Annotated in this window: 19 protein-coding genes; 10 read left to right on the forward strand and 9 right to left on the reverse strand. The window is 36.1% G+C overall.

The window, feature by feature from the left end; genetic code table 11:
* Positions 1-141: 141 nt before the first annotated feature.
* The gene (locus K5R64_RS00400; protein ID WP_220759709.1) at positions 142-1,200 is read right to left on the reverse strand and encodes a 3-oxoacyl-ACP synthase III family protein; all 1,059 of its coding nucleotides are present in this window, start codon (positions 1,198-1,200) and stop codon (positions 142-144) included.
* Between the two features lie 285 nt (positions 1,201-1,485).
* Positions 1,486-4,335 (reverse strand): aminomethyl-transferring glycine dehydrogenase, encoded by a 2,850-nt coding sequence (gene gcvP / locus K5R64_RS00405; protein WP_220759711.1) that lies wholly within the window; start codon positions 4,333-4,335, stop codon positions 1,486-1,488.
* A 227-nt stretch (positions 4,336-4,562) separates the two neighbouring features.
* On the opposite strand from gcvP, the gene K5R64_RS00410 reads away from it, so the two are divergent.
* Entirely contained in the window at positions 4,563-5,375 is an 813-nt protein-coding gene (locus K5R64_RS00410) for a hypothetical protein (RefSeq protein ID WP_220759713.1), read from the forward strand.
* A gap of 130 nt (positions 5,376-5,505) precedes the next feature.
* Here K5R64_RS00410 and K5R64_RS00415 read toward each other — a convergent pair whose 3' ends face one another.
* The 6 genes from K5R64_RS00415 to K5R64_RS00440 all read right to left on the reverse strand — a co-directional run bounded on the left by K5R64_RS00415 (position 5,506) and on the right by K5R64_RS00440 (position 10,543).
* Positions 5,506-7,533: a M3 family metallopeptidase gene (locus K5R64_RS00415; protein ID WP_220759715.1), complete on the reverse strand. Its 2,028-nt coding sequence runs from the start codon at positions 7,531-7,533 to the stop codon at positions 5,506-5,508.
* Between the two features lie 43 nt (positions 7,534-7,576).
* Positions 7,577-8,059, reverse strand: coding sequence for a 5-(carboxyamino)imidazole ribonucleotide mutase (purE, locus tag K5R64_RS00420; protein WP_220759716.1), 483 nt, complete (start codon positions 8,057-8,059; stop codon positions 7,577-7,579).
* Positions 8,060-8,087: 28 nt separating this feature from the next.
* A complete protein-coding gene (locus K5R64_RS00425; protein WP_220759718.1) occupies positions 8,088-8,429 on the reverse strand; it encodes a type II toxin-antitoxin system PemK/MazF family toxin in 342 nt (113 codons plus the stop codon).
* Positions 8,419-8,649, reverse strand: a complete 231-nt coding sequence (locus K5R64_RS00430) for a ribbon-helix-helix domain-containing protein (RefSeq protein ID WP_220759720.1) — start codon at positions 8,647-8,649, stop codon at positions 8,419-8,421. The genes K5R64_RS00425 and K5R64_RS00430 overlap by 11 nt, the downstream gene beginning before the upstream one ends.
* A gap of 87 nt (positions 8,650-8,736) precedes the next feature.
* Complete coding sequence (locus K5R64_RS00435; RefSeq protein WP_220759722.1) at positions 8,737-9,891, reverse strand: 5-(carboxyamino)imidazole ribonucleotide synthase; 1,155 nt, start codon at positions 9,889-9,891, stop codon at positions 8,737-8,739.
* Positions 9,892-10,000: 109 nt separating this feature from the next.
* Complete coding sequence (locus tag K5R64_RS00440) at positions 10,001-10,543, reverse strand: hypothetical protein (protein ID WP_220759724.1); 543 nt, start codon at positions 10,541-10,543, stop codon at positions 10,001-10,003.
* A gap of 277 nt (positions 10,544-10,820) precedes the next feature.
* Between K5R64_RS00440 and hpt the strand changes: the two genes are divergently transcribed.
* From hpt to obgE, 4 genes are all read left to right on the forward strand, one after another.
* Entirely contained in the window at positions 10,821-11,351 is a 531-nt protein-coding gene (hpt, locus tag K5R64_RS00445) for a hypoxanthine phosphoribosyltransferase (protein WP_220759726.1), read from the forward strand.
* Between the two features lie 45 nt (positions 11,352-11,396).
* Complete coding sequence (locus tag K5R64_RS00450) at positions 11,397-11,969, forward strand: adenylate kinase (RefSeq protein WP_220759729.1); 573 nt, start codon at positions 11,397-11,399, stop codon at positions 11,967-11,969.
* Between the two features lie 148 nt (positions 11,970-12,117).
* Positions 12,118-13,389: a hemolysin family protein gene (locus tag K5R64_RS00455; RefSeq protein ID WP_220759731.1), complete on the forward strand. Its 1,272-nt coding sequence runs from the start codon at positions 12,118-12,120 to the stop codon at positions 13,387-13,389.
* 74 nt (positions 13,390-13,463) lie between these two features.
* Positions 13,464-14,465: a GTPase ObgE gene (obgE, locus tag K5R64_RS00460; RefSeq protein WP_220759733.1), complete on the forward strand. Its 1,002-nt coding sequence runs from the start codon at positions 13,464-13,466 to the stop codon at positions 14,463-14,465.
* 68 nt (positions 14,466-14,533) lie between these two features.
* Here the strand turns inward: obgE and K5R64_RS00465 are convergent, their stop codons facing one another.
* The gene (locus tag K5R64_RS00465; protein WP_220759735.1) at positions 14,534-15,523 is read right to left on the reverse strand and encodes a glycosyltransferase family protein; all 990 of its coding nucleotides are present in this window, start codon (positions 15,521-15,523) and stop codon (positions 14,534-14,536) included.
* Between the two features lie 197 nt (positions 15,524-15,720).
* Between K5R64_RS00465 and K5R64_RS00470 the strand changes: the two genes are divergently transcribed.
* From K5R64_RS00470 to K5R64_RS00490, 5 genes are all read left to right on the forward strand, one after another.
* Positions 15,721-16,416 carry a lipopolysaccharide assembly protein LapB gene (locus tag K5R64_RS00470; RefSeq protein WP_220759737.1) on the forward strand — a complete coding sequence of 232 codons (696 nt, stop codon included), beginning with the start codon at positions 15,721-15,723 and terminating at the stop codon, positions 16,414-16,416.
* A 46-nt stretch (positions 16,417-16,462) separates the two neighbouring features.
* The gene (murC, locus tag K5R64_RS00475; protein ID WP_220759739.1) at positions 16,463-17,818 is read left to right on the forward strand and encodes a UDP-N-acetylmuramate--L-alanine ligase; all 1,356 of its coding nucleotides are present in this window, start codon (positions 16,463-16,465) and stop codon (positions 17,816-17,818) included.
* A 94-nt stretch (positions 17,819-17,912) separates the two neighbouring features.
* On the forward strand, positions 17,913-18,605 hold the full coding sequence (gene radC, locus K5R64_RS00480; protein ID WP_220759741.1) for a DNA repair protein RadC: 693 nt from the start codon (positions 17,913-17,915) through the stop codon (positions 18,603-18,605).
* 55 nt (positions 18,606-18,660) lie between these two features.
* A complete protein-coding gene (locus tag K5R64_RS00485; RefSeq protein WP_220759743.1) occupies positions 18,661-19,350 on the forward strand; it encodes a YjjG family noncanonical pyrimidine nucleotidase in 690 nt (229 codons plus the stop codon).
* 59 nt (positions 19,351-19,409) lie between these two features.
* Positions 19,410-20,150: a hypothetical protein gene (locus K5R64_RS00490; RefSeq protein WP_220759745.1), complete on the forward strand. Its 741-nt coding sequence runs from the start codon at positions 19,410-19,412 to the stop codon at positions 20,148-20,150.
* The last annotated feature ends 10 nt before the right edge of the window (positions 20,151-20,160 follow it).

Consider the following 20,160-nt stretch of genomic DNA (forward strand, 5'->3'; position numbering starts at 1 on the left):
AAAGATATCCGTAGTCTTTTTTACCACAAAGACACAAAGATTTCTGTAAGATGCATAAAATTTTTAAAAAGAAAACCGCAGTTCTCAGGTTTTAGACACTAAGGAACTGCGGTTATGCTGTCAATTGTTTGATTATTGGGTTTAATAACGATATACAAATGCATTGATGTTCATTCCTGCTCCTACAGAAGCAAAAATTACGATATCGCCTTTGTTGATTTCGTGGTCTTGAATTTGTCTATTCACTAATAAATCAAACAGGGTAGGGACTGTAGCAACACTACTATTGCCCAATTCATGGATGCACATGGGCATAATTTTTTCGGGAGCGGTTTTTTCGTAGAGTTTGTAAAAACGTTCTACAATCGCTTCATCCATTTTTTCATTAGCTTGATGAATCAGAATTTTTTTGACATCATTAATGCTTACACCACTTTTATCTAAACAACTTTTCATGGCAAGTGGCACATTGGTCAATGCGAATTCATAAATTTTACGACCGTGCATTTTGATGTATCTTGTGTTAGGGTCTAAATCCGTATTGTATGATTTTCCAAAGAATAAATAATTAGCTTCATCAATAGCATAGGTAGCACTTTCGTAGGACAGCAATCCCGTTTCGTCGTTCGAAGCTTCGATAATCGTTGCTCCCGCACCATCTGAATAAATCATCGAATCTCTGTCGTGGTCATCCACAACGCGTGATAACGTTTCAGAACCTATTACAAGGCAACGGTTTGCCATGCCTGATTTGATAAAAGCATTGGCTTGTAGCACGCCTTCAATCCAGCCTGGACATCCAAAAAGCAAATCATAAGCCACACATTTTGGGTTTTTGATTTGGAGTTTGTTCTTGACACGAGTAGCCAAACTAGGTAACATATCGGATTGAACGGTTCCGTGTTTTACATCGCCAAAGTTGTGAGCAAAGATAATGTAGTCAATCGTCTCAGCATCAATTTGGGCTTGAGCAATAGCTTTTTGTGCGGCAAAAAAAGCCAAATCAGAAGAGGTGTATTGCTCCTCAGCATAGCGTCTTTTTTCAATTCCTGTGATGCCCTTGAATTTATGAATAATGACATTGTTAGGATATTTAAAAGAACTTCCGTCTTCGTTTAAAAAGGTGTGTTCAGAAAAATGTGAATTTTGTATTTCTTTTTCAGGGATATAACTTCCTGATCCTGTTATTTTTATGGTCATGGGTGTGTGATAGAATAATTATGACAATGTACTGATAAATCTACGATAAAAAATACTATGCATGCATAATTATTAATTTAAAGTTCTTAAAGCGCTGAATTCTTTTTTTGTTAGGTAATTGTTGGTGAATTCTTTGTTTTAGTAATAAAAAAGGAATGGATTGTCTTATCGATTTTTTGAATAAAGAAATTGAAACCGTCTTTTTTTTAAATTTTTTTCTTTTCGTAGCGAGTGATGAAAAAAAACGTCCCAAATCATCGGGACGTTTTAGGGAATAATTGTCAATTAGCTTTCCATATAAGCTTCAATAGGAGCACAACTGCACACTAAATTACGATCTCCAAAAGCATCATCTGCTCTTCGTACACTTGGCCAGAATTTATTTTCGGCGATGTAAGGTAATGGAAAAGCGGCTGTTTCTCTAGAATAAGGCAAGTCCCAATTTTCAGCGGTTAGCATTGCTAAAGTATGGGGTGCATTTTTTAATACATTGTTTTTATCTTCACTTGAGGCGTTTTCAATTTCTTTACGAATCGAAATCATTGCTTCACAAAAACGGTCTAATTCTTCTAGATTTTCACTTTCTGTTGGCTCAATCATCAAGGTTCCAGCTACTGGGAAAGAAACGGTAGGCGCATGGAAACCGTAGTCCATCAAACGTTTCGCAATATCCGTAACTTCGATTCCTTTTTGTTTGAAAGGACGGCATTCTAATATCATTTCGTGAGCGGCACGACCCATTTCTCCAGAATATAGCGTGTCGTAATGACCGCTTAATTTTTCTTTGATATAATTGGCATTCAAGATAGCATGTTCCGTAGCTGATTTCAAACCTTCAGCACCTAACATTCGGATGTATCCGTAGGAGATTAAACATACTAAAGCAGAACCCCATGGTGCTGCAGAAATTGCAGTGATTGCGTTTTCTCCACCTGTTGGAATCACAGGATTTGTTGGTAAAAATGGTGCTAATTGTGGTGCTACGCAAATAGGTCCTACGCCAGGTCCTCCACCTCCGTGAGGAATAGCAAAGGTTTTGTGCAAGTTTAGGTGGCATACATCAGCGCCAATGGTAGCCGGATTTGTTAATCCTACTTGGGCATTCATATTGGCACCATCCATATAAACCTGTCCGCCATTATCGTGAACAATTTGGGTGATTTCTTTGATAGCACTTTCGTAAACTCCATGAGTAGAAGGATACGTAATCATTACACACGACAAATTGTCTTTGTGTAAAATCGCTTTTTCACGTAAATCTTCTACATCAATATTTCCGTTTTCAAGGGTTTTGGTTACCACCACTTTCATACCCGCCATAGCAGCTGAGGCTGGATTGGTCCCGTGAGCCGATGATGGAATCAAAGCAATGTTTCTATGGTGATCACCTCTTGATTCATGGTAAGCTTGAATAACCATTAATCCTGCATACTCACCTTGTGCTCCAGAATTAGGTTGCAAGGTAGTAGCGGCAAAGCCAGTTATTTCATTTAAGTATTCTTCTAGTTTAGTAAGCATTTCTTGGTACCCTTGCGCTTGGTCTAAAGGAGCAAATGGGTGAATACTATTCCAGCTAGGCGAACTTAAAGGCAACATTTCAGCAGCTGCATTTAATTTCATTGTACAAGAACCTAACGAAATCATCGAGTGATTCAATGCCAAATCTTTTCGCTCTAGCATTTTGATGTAACGCATCAAAGCGGTTTCAGAGTGGTATTTGTTGAATACTTCGTGTTGTAAGAAGCTTGAAGTTCGTATTAAACTTTCAGGAAAATGTATTGTTTCTGATAATTCACTGATAGTGATTGTCGCTAATTCTTTTGCGGCAGCAAAAATAGAAACCACCTTGTTTAAATCCCCAAAACCGATAGTTTCGTTCAACGAAATAGAAACGGTATTTTCGGTAGGATAAAAGAAATTCACCTCATTAGCTTCGGCAATTTCACGTATTTTTTTAGCATCTGCTTTAATAACAATCGTGTCAAAGAAAGCAGTGTTGGTTTGCTCATAACCTAATTTTGCCAAAGTATTTGCTAATGTCACTGCAGACGCATGAACTTTGGTAGCAATATATTTTAAACCTCTTGGTCCGTGATAAACCGCATACATACTCGCCATTACAGATAGTAAAACTTGTGCTGTACAAATGTTGGAAGTAGCTTTATCGCGTTTGATGTGTTGTTCACGAGTTTGCAATGCCATACGCAGGGCGCGATTTCCATTGGTGTCCTGAGTTACCCCAATGATTCTTCCAGGCATTGAACGCTTGTATTCGTCTTTGGTAGCAAAGTACGCTGCATGTGGACCTCCATAACCTAATGGAATCCCAAAACGTTGGGTGGTTCCAAGAACTACTGCAGCGCCCATTTCTCCTGGAGGTTTTAATTTTGCTAAACTCAAAATGTCAGCAGCAACGGCTACTTTAATATCATTTTCGGCAGCTTTTGCAATAAAAGCAGTATAATCGTTTACTTGTCCAAATTTCCCAGGATATTGTAAAATAGCTCCGAAGAAATCCTCTGAAAAATCAAATTCTTCGTGATTTCCCACTACTAATTCTACGCCAATTGGTGTAGAACGGGTTTGTAAAACAGATAGCGTTTGTGGTAAAATTTCTTCAGATACAAAGAATTTACACACATTGGCTTTCTTTTGCTCTCTTGTTCTAACGTCAAGTAACAAGGCCATAGCTTCGGCTGCTGCTGTTCCTTCGTCCAGTAGCGAGGCATTAGCGATTTCCATTCCTGTTAATTCGATAACCGTAGTTTGGAAATTCAAGATAGCTTCAAGGCGGCCTTGCGCAATTTCTGCTTGATATGGGGTGTAAGCCGTGTACCATCCTGGGTTTTCGAATACATTTCGTAAAATAACCGAAGGAATGATGGCTTGATTATAGCCTAAACCGATGTAGGTTTTGAACATTTTGTTTTTGCTTCCTAAGTGCGTAATATGTTTCATGTATTCATATTCCGTCATTTCAGGATCCAAATTTAGAGGTGCTTTTAGGCGAATGTCATCTGGAATAGTCTCATAGATAAGTTGTTCAATTGAGTCAACTCCAATTGTTTCTAACATCTTTGGCAGGTCGGACTCTTCTGGACCTATGTGTCTTAAAGCAAAAGCATCTGTTTTCATTTGTAGATAGTATCTGTTTTTAATCGGAAAATGGAATTAGCATAGCACTTCATTCGTTTCTTTTAGAAACCCAAGATCATGCTCATTTTCTATAAATGTAAAAAGGTTGTTTTTTTTGTGGCGCAAAAATAAACATAATTCCGTTTTAAATCGTTGTTTTTTAGGATTCATTTTATTTGGGTAAAAGGATTTTATAAACATTTTGTTGAAATGATTATTTTTGTTAGATGATTCGTATTCAGGCTCTTTTTGATTTTTACCTCAAATCCAGTATTCACGTGGCTTTATCGGTCTATGCATTGGTACGAATGACCCAATTTATGTTTGGAATTCCGTATGATGTCCCCATTGCTTTATTTTCGTTTTTTGGAACTATTGTGGGGTATAACTTTGTAAAATACGATGCTTTGGCTCGGGAAAAAAAAAGTATGATGCGTGACGAATTGAAATTGATTGCCTTTCTGAGTTTCATTTCGTTTTTGGCGGTGGGTTATTATTTTTTCAAGTTGGAACGGGTTACGCAGTTGGTAGCAATAGGGGTTTTGTTGTTGACGTTGTTGTATACTTTGCCATTTTTTCCAAACCGTAAAAACGCTCGCAACTGGGCTGGGGTAAAGATTTATATAGTAGCCTTATGCTGGGTGGGAGTGACTTTACTATTGCCCTTGGTGAATGCGCATCAAGAATTAGGATTTGATTTTTTCATCAAATGCATACAACGCTTTGTATTGGTTTTCAATCTGATTTTAGTTTTCGAAATTATCGATTTAACCAATGACGACCCGCACCTTAAAACCGTTCCTCAACAAATAGGGGTGAAGCGAACTAAAATCCTAGGTTTGTTATTGTTGCTGCCGTTTTATTTTTTAGAGTTTTTAAAAACTAATTTTATCGAAAAGCAGGTATTTGTCAATTTGATATTGGTTGTTTTACTGGCTTTATTTTTGGTTTTTGCCAATGAAAAACGCTCTAAGTACTATTCGTCCTTTTGGGTCGAAAGCATCCCGATTCTTTGGTGGTTGATGGTAATTTTACTTTAAAAAACACTAATATTGGTGAATACGTTCACTGATTTTAGTATAATATTGGTGAATAGGATTTGTTTCAGGGAGTTTTTGAAACAAATAAACCGAAGCATCACTACTTCGGTTTGTATTCTGTATTTAATTTCTATAAAAGCCCCGCTCTCTTCAATAAAGCATCTGGTTTTGGTTCTTGACCTCTAAAGCGTTTGTATAATTCCATTGGTGGTTCAGTGCCTCCTTTAGAGAGAATGTTTTCTTTGAATTTGGTTGCCACTTCTTTGTTGAAAATCCCTTTTTCTTGGAATAATTCAAAAGCATCAGCATCCAAAACTTCAGCCCATTTGTAACTGTAATATCCGGATGAATACCCTCCTTGAAAGATGTGAGAGAATGCTGTACTCATGGCGTTTTCGACTACATCTGGATATAATTGCGTGTTTTTGAATTGTTCGGTTTCGAATGCTTTTACATCGGTAATCGCTGTTGGGTCTTGTCCGTGCCAACCCATGTCGAGTAATCCAAAACTCAATTGGCGTAACGTGGCTAAACCTTCTTGGAAACTCGCGCTTTCTTTGATTTTTTCAACATATTGTTGCGGAATCACCTCACCTGTTTGGTAATGCGTGGCGAATAACGCCAAAGCCTCAGGCTCGTAACACCAGTTTTCCATCACTTGGCTTGGTAATTCAACAAAATCCCAATATACTGATGTTCCAGATAAACTTGGATAAATAGTGTTAGCCAACATGCCGTGTAAGCCGTGTCCAAATTCATGAAACAAAGTAGTCACTTCGTTAAAAGTCAATAAGGAAGGCTTCGTTTCAGTAGGTTTGGTAAAGTTGCAAACATTCGAAATATGTGGTCTTTCGTTTACACCATCTTTCACATATTGCGATTTGAACGAAGTCATCCAAGCACCGTTTCGCTTTCCTTTTCGAGGGAAAAAGTCGGCGTAGAAAATAGCAATTAGCTTGTTGTTTTCGTCGGTAACTTCATAGGTTGTCACCTCAGGATGGTATTTGTCAATATCAAATACTTCGGTAAAAGTGAGTCCGTATAATTTTTCGGCAATCGTAAAAGCCCCGTTCAAGACTTTTTCTAATTGGAAATAGGGTTTCAATTTTTCGTCATCCAAATTAAACAACTGTTGTTTTAATTTTTCTGAATAATAAGCACCATCCCATTTTTCCAATGTTTCGATTCCGTCTATTTTTTTTGCGAAAGCCGACAGTTCAGCAAACTCTTTTTGGGCTGCTGGTTTGGCTTTGGCTAACATATCATTCAAAAACGAAGTCACTTTTTCTGGGCTTTCGGCCATGCGCTCCTCCAGTACAAAATGAGCATGCGTAGTATAACCTAACAATTGGGCGCGATCAAAACGCAGTTTGGCAATTTTTAAAACAATTTCTTGATTGTCGAATTCGTTTTTTTGAAATCCTCTTGCGCCAAAAGCAATCGCTAATTTTTTGCGTAATTCACGATTATCCGCATAGGTCATAAACGGAATATAACTGGGGTGGTCTAAGGTGAAAATCCAGCCTTCTTTATCTTGGGCTTTCGCCAAAGAACGAGCGGCTTCGATAGTCCCTTCAGGCAAACCAGCCAAATCCTTTTCGTCTGTCAAATGCATTTGGAACGCATTGGTTTCAGCCAAAACATTTTCGCCAAATTGCAAACTCAATTTCGATAATTCTTTGTCGATTTCACGTAGTTTAGTTTTTTTGTCTTCGGGTAAATTAGCTCCGTTGCGCGAAAAGCTTTTGTATTTTTTTTCTAATAAAGTAGTTTGTTCAGGAGTTAGGTCCAATGAATCTTTGGATTCATAAACCGCTTTAACACGAGCAAATAATTTAGGATTTAGGCGAATATCATTACCAAATTCAGATAACAAAGGCGAAATCTCTTGAGCGATTTTTTGCATTTCGTCATTGGTCTCAGCCGAATTCAAATTGAAGAAAATACTCGAAGCTCTATCTAAGATGTCTCCAGAGTAATCCATAGCCTCGATGGTGTTCTCGAAGCTAGGCGCTTCAGGATTGTTTACAATGGCGTCAATTTCGGCTTTTGCCAAAGCAATTCCTTCTTGAATAGCAGGTAAATAATCGCTGATTTTTATTTTTGAAAAAGGGGCTGTATTGTGTTTGGTATCGAAATGTTGAGTAAGTATTTCCATATTTTTGAAGGGACAGGTCGCGACCTGTCCGTACATTGTTTAATTATTTTTTCAATCCTTCCGAAGCCTTGATAACCGCTTCTTTTAGGCTTAATTTATAAGCCACAATTTTGTTTAAAATTTCAGTATTAGCACTTCCTATAATTTGAGCAGCTAAGATTCCAGCGTTTTTAGCACCGTTCAAAGCAACCGTTGCTACAGGAACACCGCCTGGCATTTGCAGAATAGACAAAACCGAATCCCATCCATCAATTGAATTGCTTGATTTTACAGGAACTCCAATAACAGGTAATGGCGACATCGAAGCCACCATTCCAGGCAAGTGTGCAGCGCCACCAGCACCAGCAATAATTACCGAAATACCACGGTGGTGTGCGTTGTTGCTAAAATCAAACAATTTTTCAGGAGTTCTATGTGCGGATACAATATCTACTTCTACTTCAATATCAAATGATTTTAATATATCGATGGCATCTTGCATTACGGGCATATCGGAGATGCTTCCCATGATTACGGCTACTTTCATTTTCTTTTTTTATGCTTTTTGAAATTTATTATTCCAATATTATTTTTAAATTTTCTTTTACTTTTTGAGCTAGTTTGTTCGGTAAAACACCGATTTTCTTTATAAGTCTCGTGTTGTCAATTGCTCTGATTTGATCAATCATAATGTCGCAATCTTTTTCGGTGTTTGCAATTCCTTTGGGGATATGAACACGTAAAATTTCAGCTTTAGGTTGTACAATAGTGGTCAAAGGACAAATAATGGTTGAAGGATGATTAGCTTCATTGAGTAAATTTGTTTGAATAATCAATACAGGTCTTATTTTTCCTGATTCAGTACCATTTCGAGGATTTAAATCGGCAAGCCAAATTTCGTATTGATTAATTTTCATAATCAAAATCTTCAAATTCTTTTAAAACATCCATAGAGTTTTCAGCTACTAATTTGGATTCAAATTTTAATTTTTTAGCTAATAAACTTTTTCTATTCAGTTTATTATAAAACTCGATTGCTTCATTGATGTAGCGATTTCGAGGTTTATTGAGTGATTCCAAAATAGTTTCAGTTTCGCCAAATATTTCGTCATCAATTTTTAAAGATATAGTTTTCATAACGCAATTATTTTCTATAAAGGTATATATAAAAAGTATATACTAACTATAATAATAATATAAAATTGCAAAACCGATATCATTTTACTAACCACTAATTACTCTAATCGTATTTTTCACTTCCTCAGCAATTTTTCGGGCTTCAGACATGTTTTCGTTGACGATGGTTACGTGCCCCATTTTTCTAAAAGGGCGCGTTTGTTTTTTACCATAAATATGAGGAGTTACACCGTTCCATCCTAAAATAGTTTCGATGTTTTCATAAACTACATTTCCAGAAAAACCTTCGGCTCCCACTAAGTTTACCATGATTCCAGCGACTTTACTGTCTGTATTTCCTAATGGTAAGTCTAATATGGCACGCAAATGATTCTCAAATTGTGAAGTATAACTCGCTTCAATAGAATAATGACCGGAGTTGTGTGGGCGAGGAGCGACTTCGTTTACGATTACTTGGTCGTCTTCGGTTTGGAACATTTCAACGGCCAATAGTCCCACATGGTTGAATTTTTCTGACACATTCAAGGCAATGGCTCTGGCTTTTTCGGCTACGGCATCATCAATTCGTGCTGGGCAAATTACATATTCCACTTGGTTGGCTTCAGGGTGAAATTCCATTTCGACCACAGGATAGGTTTTGATTTCGCCAGACGGATTGCGACACACGATAACGGCCAATTCATTCTTGAACGGAACCATTTCCTCTGCGATACATTCTACATTAGGCATGTTTTCAAAATCCGAAGTAGCACGAATAATTTTCACACCGTTTCCGTCATAACCAAATTCGGTGCATTTCCATACAAACGGAATCAAGACTTCTTCTCTCTCTACTGCTTTTTGCAAGGCTTTCAAATCAGGAAAACGCTTATAAGCTGCAGTTGGGATATTATTTGCAGTATAGAAATCTTTTTGAACGCCTTTATTTTGAATCAAACGAAGGGTTTTTGGCGAAGGATAAACCGGTAATCCTTCGGCTTCTAATTTTTCTAAGGCTTCTAAATTGACCAATTCAATTTCGAAAGTCAATACATCGACTTTTTTACCAAAATTGTAAACGGTTTCAAAATCCATCAAATCTCCTTGGAAGAATTGATTGCAAGCTACTTTACTTGGTGCGTCTTCACTAGGGTCTAAAACATAGGTTTGAATGTCAAACTTACGTGTGTCAAATAACAACATTTTACCTAGTTGTCCACCACCTAGAATTCCCAATTTAAAATCAGAAGAAAAATAATTCATTTTTTTTACTTATTGTATGTTAACGGTCTAATGCAGTCGCTACGCTCGTGTCATTGTAATATCGTTTCTTGCGCGCAAAGATACTTTATAATGATTGAATAGTAAAATGCTATTTTAATTTCTTCAAGAGCTGTTTTGAAACGGCTTTATACGCCGCTGTGTGTGTGCTGAAATCTTTGGTGATAATGGTTTTTAGCTCTGGATGAATCCAAGGGTATTGTGTGCCTAAGAGAAACAAACAACGCATAGCATGGGCTTTTGCAGCCACCTTAGAGTCGTTTATCAACCAATCAAAATTAGTTTCAATCAAATATTGAAGCTGTTTTTCTGTTAGCTGTATGGAGTTTTTTCGGTAATGTGCTTCGAGAATTAAATAAAGAATTTTGGACAAAGGACGTATGGCACTTTCATTGGTTAATGTTTGGCTTTTAGAACAAATCAAATCTAAATAGGGTTGAAACCATTCTAATTTTTCATACGAAATCAGTTCCAATGCCCAACAAGCTTTGTAATGATTGGGATTATCAATTTCGAAACAATAAAAAAGAAATTGCTCCAATAACTCAGGACGAGCTAGGATGAAGTTGGCGGTATTTTGTCGACTGTTTTTGTAGCCAGTAGTTTGTTCGATAAGTAATTCTAATTCAGTCATTTGGCGTGAAAGTTTAGTTCAAAACCGTTTTCAAAACAAAGATTCAAATTTTTCATTGAAAATCAAATACTGATTTAGCTGTTTCACCAAGATTCACAAAGAACCACAGAGTTGCACAGAATAGTATTCTTTTTGATTTAAAAAAAACTTTGTGAATCTTAGTGTTTGCTTTGTGCTTCTTTGTGAAATAGCTTTTACCGCTCCAAAACGGAACAAAGGAAAACCTTTTTTTAGTAAACACAATTCTGTATCTTTGGCGATTATTCAAAACCAAACAATGATTCAATTACACGACAAACAATTTGTACCTTTTATTTCGGCTCAAGAAATAGAGTTTGCTATACAACAAATTGTTCAAATGGTTGAAAATGATTTTGTCGGCGAAACGCCTGTTTTTATTGGTGTGCTCAATGGTTCGTTTATGGTGGTTTCTGATTTTATGAAGCATTATAAAGGCACTTGCGAACTTAGTTTTGTCAAAATGGCTTCGTACGAAGGAACACAATCAACTGAAACTGTCACAGAGCTTATTGGTTTAAACCAAAGTTTAGAAGGCAAAAGTGTAGTCATTATTGAGGATATCATTGACACAGGAAACACGCTAGTTGCGTTAAAAGCATTGATAAAAGAACACAATCCAAAACATTTTAAGATTGCCACGCTTTTTTTAAAACCAGAAGCCTATCAGCAAGAGATTAAAATTGATTACGTGGGAATCCGAATTCCAAATAAATTCATCGTTGGGTATGGTTTGGATTACAATGAATTAGGACGCAATTTGCCCGAGGTTTATCAAGTAGTAGAATAGATAATATAAGACTAAAATTTACAATTATAAAATTTAAAAAAGAATATGATTAACATTGTTTTATTTGGGAAACCAGGAGCAGGAAAAGGAACACAAGCTGAATTTTTGAAAGAAAAATACAATTTGACACATCTTTCAACAGGAGATATTTTTCGTTTCAATATGAAAAATGATACTGATTTAGGAAAATTGGCAAAATCATATATCAATCAAGGAGAGTTGGTTCCTGATGAAGTAACGATCAAAATGCTAGAAGATGAGGTAAATAAAAATCCTGATTCTAACGGTTTTTTGTTTGATGGTTTTCCAAGAACGATTGCTCAAGCAGATGCATTGGATGCTTTTTTACAATCTAAAGGTTGGGGAATTACTGGAACAGTAGCACTTGAGGCAGATGACGATATCCTTGTGGAGCGTTTGCTAGAAAGAGGGAAAACTTCTGGAAGAGCTGATGACCAAGACGAAGAAAAGATCCGTAATCGTTACGACGAATACAACGAAAAAACAGCGCCGCTTATTGGTTATTACCAAAAACAAAACAAGTTTCACTCCGTAAACGGAATTGGGACTATTGAAGAAATTACACAAAGATTAACACAAGTTATTGATAATTTGTAGCAATTTCCAGCTGTACGTTTCAAGTCCTCATTCTTAGCCTTTATTTTTCTAAGCCATAAAAGGAGCTTCCTCTGGTCGCTCTTTTATAGCAAGAAAAATAAGGCTCAGAACTCCGGGCTTTTCACTGCCATCTGGGCTAAATATAAAAATGGAACTACTCATCATCTTTTTTCTGATATTGCTCAATGGACTTTTCTCCATGTCCGAAATCGCCTTGATTTCAGCCAGAAAAACCAGATTAGAAACATCCGCAAAAAAAGGAAATAAAAGTGCTAAAATTGCACTGAAACTGGCCAATTCTCCCAATGAATTTTTATCAACAGTACAAATAGGAATTACGCTTATCGGGATTCTTACGGGGATTTACTCAGGTGATAAAATCACGACTGATGTAAAAGTGTTTGTGAGTTCGTTTGAAATTTTAAAACCCTATGCTTCCTCAATTGCTGTTGGGATTGTAGTGGTGATTTTGACATTTTTCTCATTGGTATTAGGTGAGTTATTCCCTAAACGAATTGGATTGAATTATCCTGAAAAGATTGCTAAGACTGTGGCAATGCCTATGAAAGTAATTTCAATTGTTACGGCTCCTTTTATTTGGTTGTTAACTAATTCAACAGAGTTTTTGTTGAATGTTTTGCAAATAAAACCCACTGCTGATGGTCGAGTAACCGAAGAGGAAATCAAAGCCATCATTAAAGAAGGAACTGAAGGAGGAGAAGTTCAGGAAATAGAACAAGATATCGTAGAGCGCGTTTTTCATATTGGCGACAGAAAAATTAACTCATTGATGACACATCGTAAAGCAGTTGTGTTGTTGCCGTTAAATGCTGATAAAGCACAAGTTAGAGCGAGTGTTTTAGAGGAGCTGCATTCTGTTTATCCAGTGTATGGAGAGAGTTATGATGACATTGTTGGGGTGGTCGATTTGAAAAGTATATTTGCAAGTATTGAAGATGTGGACTTTAGTTTGCAAAAAATCATGACCGAGGCACCTTTCATGATGGAATATACAACGGCTTACAAAGCCTTAGAAGAATTTAAAAAATCGAATATTAGATACGCTTTAGTTACAGACGAATATGGTGTGTTTCAAGGAATGTTGACCTTGAATGATATTTTAGAAGCCTTAGTTGGAGATGCTTCTGATTTTCATAAGGAAGAATTCAAGTTAATAGAAAATCAAGACGGTTCTTGGTTGGTGGACGGACATTATTCGTTGCACGATTTTTTAACGTATTTTGAGTTAGATGAATTAATCAATGATTATGAAGTGACCACACTCAGCGGATTAATCATGACCGAATTGACGCATATACCCAAAGAAGGCGAAATCCTAATTTGGCAAAAAATGGAGTTGACTGTCATCGATATGGATGGCGCAAAGATTGATAAAGTAATGGTGAAAACCATACAATAATAGTGTTCAGTATTTAGTTTGCAGTTAATAAACTGATTACTAAAAAAAATACTGACCACTGAATACTAAAAATTATGACAGAAGGGAATTTTGTAGATTACGTAAAAATATATGTTTCATCGGGTAAGGGTGGAAAAGGATCTACGCATTTACATAGAGAAAAATTTATTGAAAAAGGAGGACCAGATGGAGGTGATGGAGGTCGTGGTGGTCACGTAATTCTAGTGGGGAATAAAGGTCTTTGGACTTTGTTTCATCTAAAATTTGCTCGTCATATCAAAGCGGGTCACGGAGGTGATGGTGGAGGAGATCGTAGTACTGGTGCAGATGGAGAAGATAAATACATCGAAGTGCCTTTAGGAACTGTGGTTAAAGACAAGGAAACAGGTGAGATTTTGTTTGAAATCACTGAACATGGTGAAAAGAAAATTTTGGCCAAAGGAGGAAAAGGTGGTTTAGGAAACTGGCATTTTAGAAGTTCAACTAATCAAACTCCTCGTTATGCACAGCCAGGTTTGCTAGGGGTAGAAATGGACGTAATTTTAGAATTAAAAGTCTTGGCCGATGTAGGCTTAGTTGGATTTCCTAATGCAGGAAAATCAACACTGCTTTCTGTTTTGACTTCTGCAAAACCAAAAATTGCTGACTATCCTTTTACGACCTTAAAACCTAATTTAGGAATTGTTGCGTACCGAGATTTTCAATCCTTTGTGATTGCTGATATTCCAGGTATTATTGAAGGTGCTGCCGAAGGAAAAGGATTAGGGCATTATTTTTTGCGCCATATTGAGCGTAATTCTACATTGTTGTTTATGGTGCCTGTAGATACACCCAATATCAAAGAAGAATACGATATTTTAGTCAATGAATTGACCAAGTACAATCCAGAAATGCTTGACAAAGAACGTTTGTTGATTATTACCAAATGTGATATGCTGGATGATGAATTGAAGGCGGAGTTAAAAGTTGAACTTGACAAAGATTTCAAAGATATACCTTATCTATTTATTTCGTCAGTAGCACAACAAGGATTGTCTGAGCTGAAAGATAAGTTGTGGCAAATGTTAAACGCTTAAATAAACTTTTTATAAAGCTTTAAAACCACTAAAGAATGGCTCTTTAGTGGTTTTTTAATTTTAATATTTTACTTTTTATACGTGTCGAACAAATATTGTAACGTTTCAGGAATGTTGTTGGCTTGCATGGATGGATAAACAATATCCATATTCAGCCAGTTTTCGATAATTTGATCAAAATCATTACCTACTTCGTATAAAACAGGTACGCCGAGTTTTTTGAGAGCAGCGGCGTTGCATTCTTGTTCATAATGGTCTTTGATAGGGATGGATAAGATTTTTTTACCTAAGTATAAAGCCTCGGCGGGTGTTTCAAATCCACCGCCAGTGATAATTCCTTCGCAGTTAATCAAACTGGTGTTAAATTTTTTTTGATTGACAGGGTAATAAGTGATATTGCCTACGGTATGAACTTTTTCGACTGTGTCCAAAAACCAATGGAATGGAACTGATGGGACAGCTCTGAATGCTTTTTCCAAGCAATCTTTGTCAAATGACGGAAGGTACACAGTGATATGTCCTAAGTTTTTAGGTTCAGCCTGTACAATTTCATCTTTGATGATGGGAGGACGGATAAAAGAGTCGTAGTTCTCAAAATGCAAGCCTATATTTTGGGGTGCGGGTGCATAGTTTTTAAAAATAAATTCTCCCATGGCGCTTCTTTTTTCAGGTCGTGGAGTATGAGCAGAGATGAAGCTAGCTTGATGACCAAATTGTACCGAATGCACTTTTTGCATTTTACAAGCCAAAGCCGTTACAGAATCAAAATCATTAATGATAACATCATATTCCTTTAGTGGAAGGCTATCGGCATCTTTATATATTTGTCGAGGCTTAATGTTTTTAACAATATTCCAATAATGCAATCCGCCACATTTGCTGTAGTATAAACTGCAGCCTTTGCTCTTAAATTTTACAGGTAAATCAATATCCAAACTCGCATTATTGCCACTGAGAAAGAAATCAACTTCACCAAATTTTTTTAGATAAGGGTAGAGTTGCGTGGCTCTACTAATGTGTCCGTTGCCTGTGGCTTGGATAGCATAAAATATTTTCATTTAGTTGTGATAATAGAATAGAGTAAGTGTTTTATTAAGGCACTAACTGCTTCTCATTTGAAGCAACTAAAGTAGAGGCTTATTGTTAGGCTAAGGTTTTTTTAAGTTTTTTTTACTGTTATGATTTCCAGATTAATTTTGTGATTGGAGAAGGTTAAAAATAGCAATACCTACTTTTTTTTCTTTATTTTTGGAAAATGAAATGGATTTTAGTTTTGTTATTTCCGGTTGTATTGTATTCTCAAACAAATTATGAGAAGGCAAAAAGTGCGTATGATAAGGAGTTGAATGAAAAGACAAGAGCCAAAAATGAATTGGTTCTAAAGTCAGATCCTCATAATTTAAAAGCCTTAGAGGAATTAGGTGATGTAGCTGGATTAAATAAAGACTGGGACAAAGCATTGTTCTATTATGGGAAGCTTACACGTTTAAAGCCAAAAGAAGCCAATTACCATTATAAATACGGTGGGACATTAGGAATGAAGGCGCTTGAAGTAAATAAATTTAAGGCATTGGGAATGATTGGTGATATTAAGCGTTCTTTTGAGAAAGCTATTGAATTAGATCCAAAACATATTGATGCACATTGGGCTTTGATTGAATTGTATCTTAAGTTACCCGCAGTAATTGGCGGAAGTGAAAGCAAAGCGATTGGCTATTCTAATAAATTGATGGCCCTTTCTTCTGTAGATGGTTATCTTTCTCGAGGTCATATTGAAGAATACTACGAACGTTATAAATCGGCTGAATATTATTATAAAAAAGCAGTAGAATTAGGCGGTTCCAAACATACGTACCAAACGTTAGCTAATTTTTATAAAAATAAAATGGATGCTCCTGAAAAGGCAAAAATAATTTTAGAAGAGTATAAGCAAAAAAACACAGCGAATTGATTAGTCTATCATTTCAAAAAAATCAACGAATAAGCAAACTAAAATAATGAAAACACATTTTATTGCCATCGGTGGAAGCGCAATGCATAATCTGGCTTTGGCTCTACATAATAAAGGATATCAAGTTACAGGAAGTGATGATGCTATTTTTGAGCCATCTAAATCACGTTTGGAAAAAAAAGGTATTTTGCCTGCTGAATTAGGTTGGTTCCCTGAAAAAATTACTTCAGATATTGAAGCGGTTATTCTAGGAATGCACGCTAAGGCTGATAATCCAGAATTACTAAAAGCCCAAGAATTAGGCCTTACAATTTACTCATATCCTGAATTTTTATACGAACAATCCAAAAATAAAACACGTGTCGTTATTGGAGGGTCTCACGGAAAAACCACGATTACGTCGATGATTTTGCATGTAATGCATTACCATAATATAGCGGTTGATTATATGGTGGGTGCTCAATTAGAAGGTTTTGATACCATGGTACATCTAACAGAAGAAAATGATTTTATGGTGTTAGAAGGAGATGAGTATCTTTCATCTCCTATTGATAGACGACCTAAGTTTCATTTGTACCAACCTAATATTGCTTTGATTTCAGGGATTGCTTGGGACCATATCAATGTGTTTCCTACGTATGAAAATTATGTAGAACAGTTTGAAATCTTTATTAATAAAATAACCAATGGCGGTATTTTAGTTTACAATGAAAACGATACTGAGGTAAAACGTGTTGCTGAAGCTGCAACTAATCCTATTCGTAAGTTGCCTTATACTACTCCTAATTACAAAGTAGAAAACGGGACAACACTCTTAGAAACGCCAGAAGGCGATATGCCTATCGAAGTTTTTGGAGCGCATAATTTGAATAATTTGGCTGGAGCTAAATGGATTTGTCAAAACATGGGGGTAGATGAAGCTGATTTTTATGAAGCGATTGCCAGTTTTAAAGGTGCTTCTAAACGTTTGGAAAAAATAGCTGAAGGGAAGAATAAAGTTGCTTACAAAGATTTTGCGCACTCACCAAGTAAGGTGGCAGCAACCACCAAAGCGGTAAAAGAACAATATCCGAATCGAACATTGATAGCTTGTTTGGAATTGCATACTTATAGTAGCTTGAATGCCGAATTTTTGAAAGAATACGAGGGCGCCTTAAATAATGCCGATGTTCCAGTAGTGTTCTACTCCCCTGATGCGGTTAAAATCAAGCAACTAGAAGAAGTAACCTATGAGCAAATTGCCAAAGCATTTAATCGAGAGGATTTGATTATTTTTACCAATCCAGCGGAGTTTAAAGACTATTTGTTTGGATTGGATTTTGATAATTCGGCTTTGTTGTTGATGAGTTCTGGTAATTATGGAGGACTGAATTTTGATGAGGTGAAAAATTTGATGGTTTAGTTTGTAGGAATTTCTAAATAAATAGAATTTGTATTTTAAAAATCAGTAGTTTTATGTGAGATAATTCTTTTTATAACGAACTGATTTTTACTTTATGGAAAACAATCATTTTTCAATCAAACAATGGGCAGAGGACGATAAACCTCGGGAGAAATTAATACTCAAAGGTAAAAATGCACTTAGCGATGCTGAATTGATAGCTATTTTAATAGGTTCAGGAAGTAGGAGCGAAACTGCGGTTGAGTTGAGTAAACGCATTTTACAATCCGTTGGTGGGAATCTAAATGCTTTAGGTAAATTATCATTGAATCAATTGATGCAGTTCAAAGGAATCGGTGAAGCCAAAGCGATTAGTATTATTGCGGCTTTGGAGTTAGGAAGACGCCGGAGGGCAGAGGATGCGCTTGAATTGATTAAAGTGACTTCGAGTAAATTGGTTTTTGAAATCATGCAACCCATAATTGGAGAATTATCACACGAGGAATTTTGGATTTTGTACCTAAATAATTCGAATAAAATTTTAGCCAAAAGACAATTGAGTATCGGTGGAATTACGGGAACAATGGTTGATGTGCGCTTGGTATTTAAAAATGCACTTGAATTAGGGGCAGTAGCCATCATTCTATGTCACAATCATCCATCAGGAGCGCTGTCGCCAAGTGAAGCCGACAAACAAATTACCAAAAAATTAAAAATTGCGGGAGACCATTTGGAAATAAAAGTTTTGGATCATTTAATTGTAACCGAAAATAATTATTTTAGTTTTGCTGATGAAGGCATCTTTTAAATGGAATGTTTCTTAAAAAAATGTTTAGAGTCCTTTGTGTTTAAAAAAAGAAGTGATGAAAGTGAATGCAATAAAAGATGTTTTTTTCGACTTAGACCATACCCTTTGGGATTTTGATAAAAACTCTGCTTTGGCTTTTGAAGTCATATTGAAAGAAAGACATCCCTTAGTAAATAGAGCGGCTTTCATCGAGGCTTACATTCCCATCAACCAATCTTGTTGGAAGTTATTTCAATATAATAAAATAACACATGAGGAATTGCGTTATAATCGTTTGAAGTATTCTTTTGATGCTTTGGGTTATCCTGTAACAGATCAAGAAATTGACTGTATTTCTGCACAATACATCGAATTATTGCCAGAGAACAATCATCTTTTTGATGGTGCGGTAGAAATATTAGATTATTTAAAATCCAAATACCGATTGCATATTATTACCAATGGTTTTGCGGCGGTGCAATACAAAAAAATGCATAAAGCCCAGTTGATATCTTACTTTACAACCATTACTAATTCAGAAATGGCGGGTGTTAAGAAACCAAATCCTGTGATTTTTGAATATGCTTTGCAATTGGCGAAAGCCAAAAAAGAGAGCAGTATTATGATTGGAGATTCATTAGATGCTGATGTACAGGGAGCTTTAGATAGTGGTCTCGATGCCATTTATTTCAATGAGGCAATTGCCACTTTTCCGACAAATATTAAACAAATAACTCATTTATTACAGTTAAAAAATTACTTGTAACCTATAACCGTTTTGTTTTTTTAATCAATTAAATTGGACGGTTATTAAATATTAAAACTATGAAAACTAAAATTCTTTTTGCCTTTTTTTTGATCACGAATGCGATAATGGCACAATCTATAAACGATTATGCGGCAGTTGTTGTGCCAATAAAATTGAGTTTTCAAAACGAAGAAAATCAGTACCGTCTCTCAACAATTACCAAGTACAATCTTGAAAAAGCTGGTTTTGTTGCCGTATATGCTACCACTAATTTTTCTAATGAATATCCAGACAGATGTAGTTTGTTGAATGTAGATGTTATCAAAGATTCGGGTTTTTTAACAACCAAACTCTATATTGAGTTTAAAGATTGTTATGGAAAGGTCATTTATACCTCTGAAGTAGGGAAAAGTAAAGAGAAAGATTTTGGCGAAGCTTATAAAGAAGCACTAAATAATGCTTTTGAGTCTGTTTATAAACTGGGTTACAAGTACAATGGCAAAATGCCTGCTACTAAAACTTCAGAAGTAGTGAACAATGTCGAGACAGTAAAAGTACCAACCTCTGTTCCTACGTCATCAGTGGTTGCCGATGCAAATGTTGAAATGCTTTATGCACAGCCTACTGAAACAGGTTATCAATTAATTGATAAAACCCCAAAAGTGGTGATGAAATTAATGAAAACCGCTATTCCAAATTCTTTTATAGCCATTAAAGGTAATGTGCAAGGGGTTTTATCACTTAAAGATAGTCAATGGATTTTTGATTATTACCAAAATGATGCTTTGGTGTCAGAGGTGATACTTGTAAAATTTTAGTTTATCAAGG

Origin of the sequence: Flavobacterium sp. UMI-01 (assembly GCF_019656315.1) — a bacterium.
In the GTDB taxonomy this organism is placed as follows: Bacteria; Bacteroidota; Bacteroidia; order Flavobacteriales; family Flavobacteriaceae; genus Flavobacterium.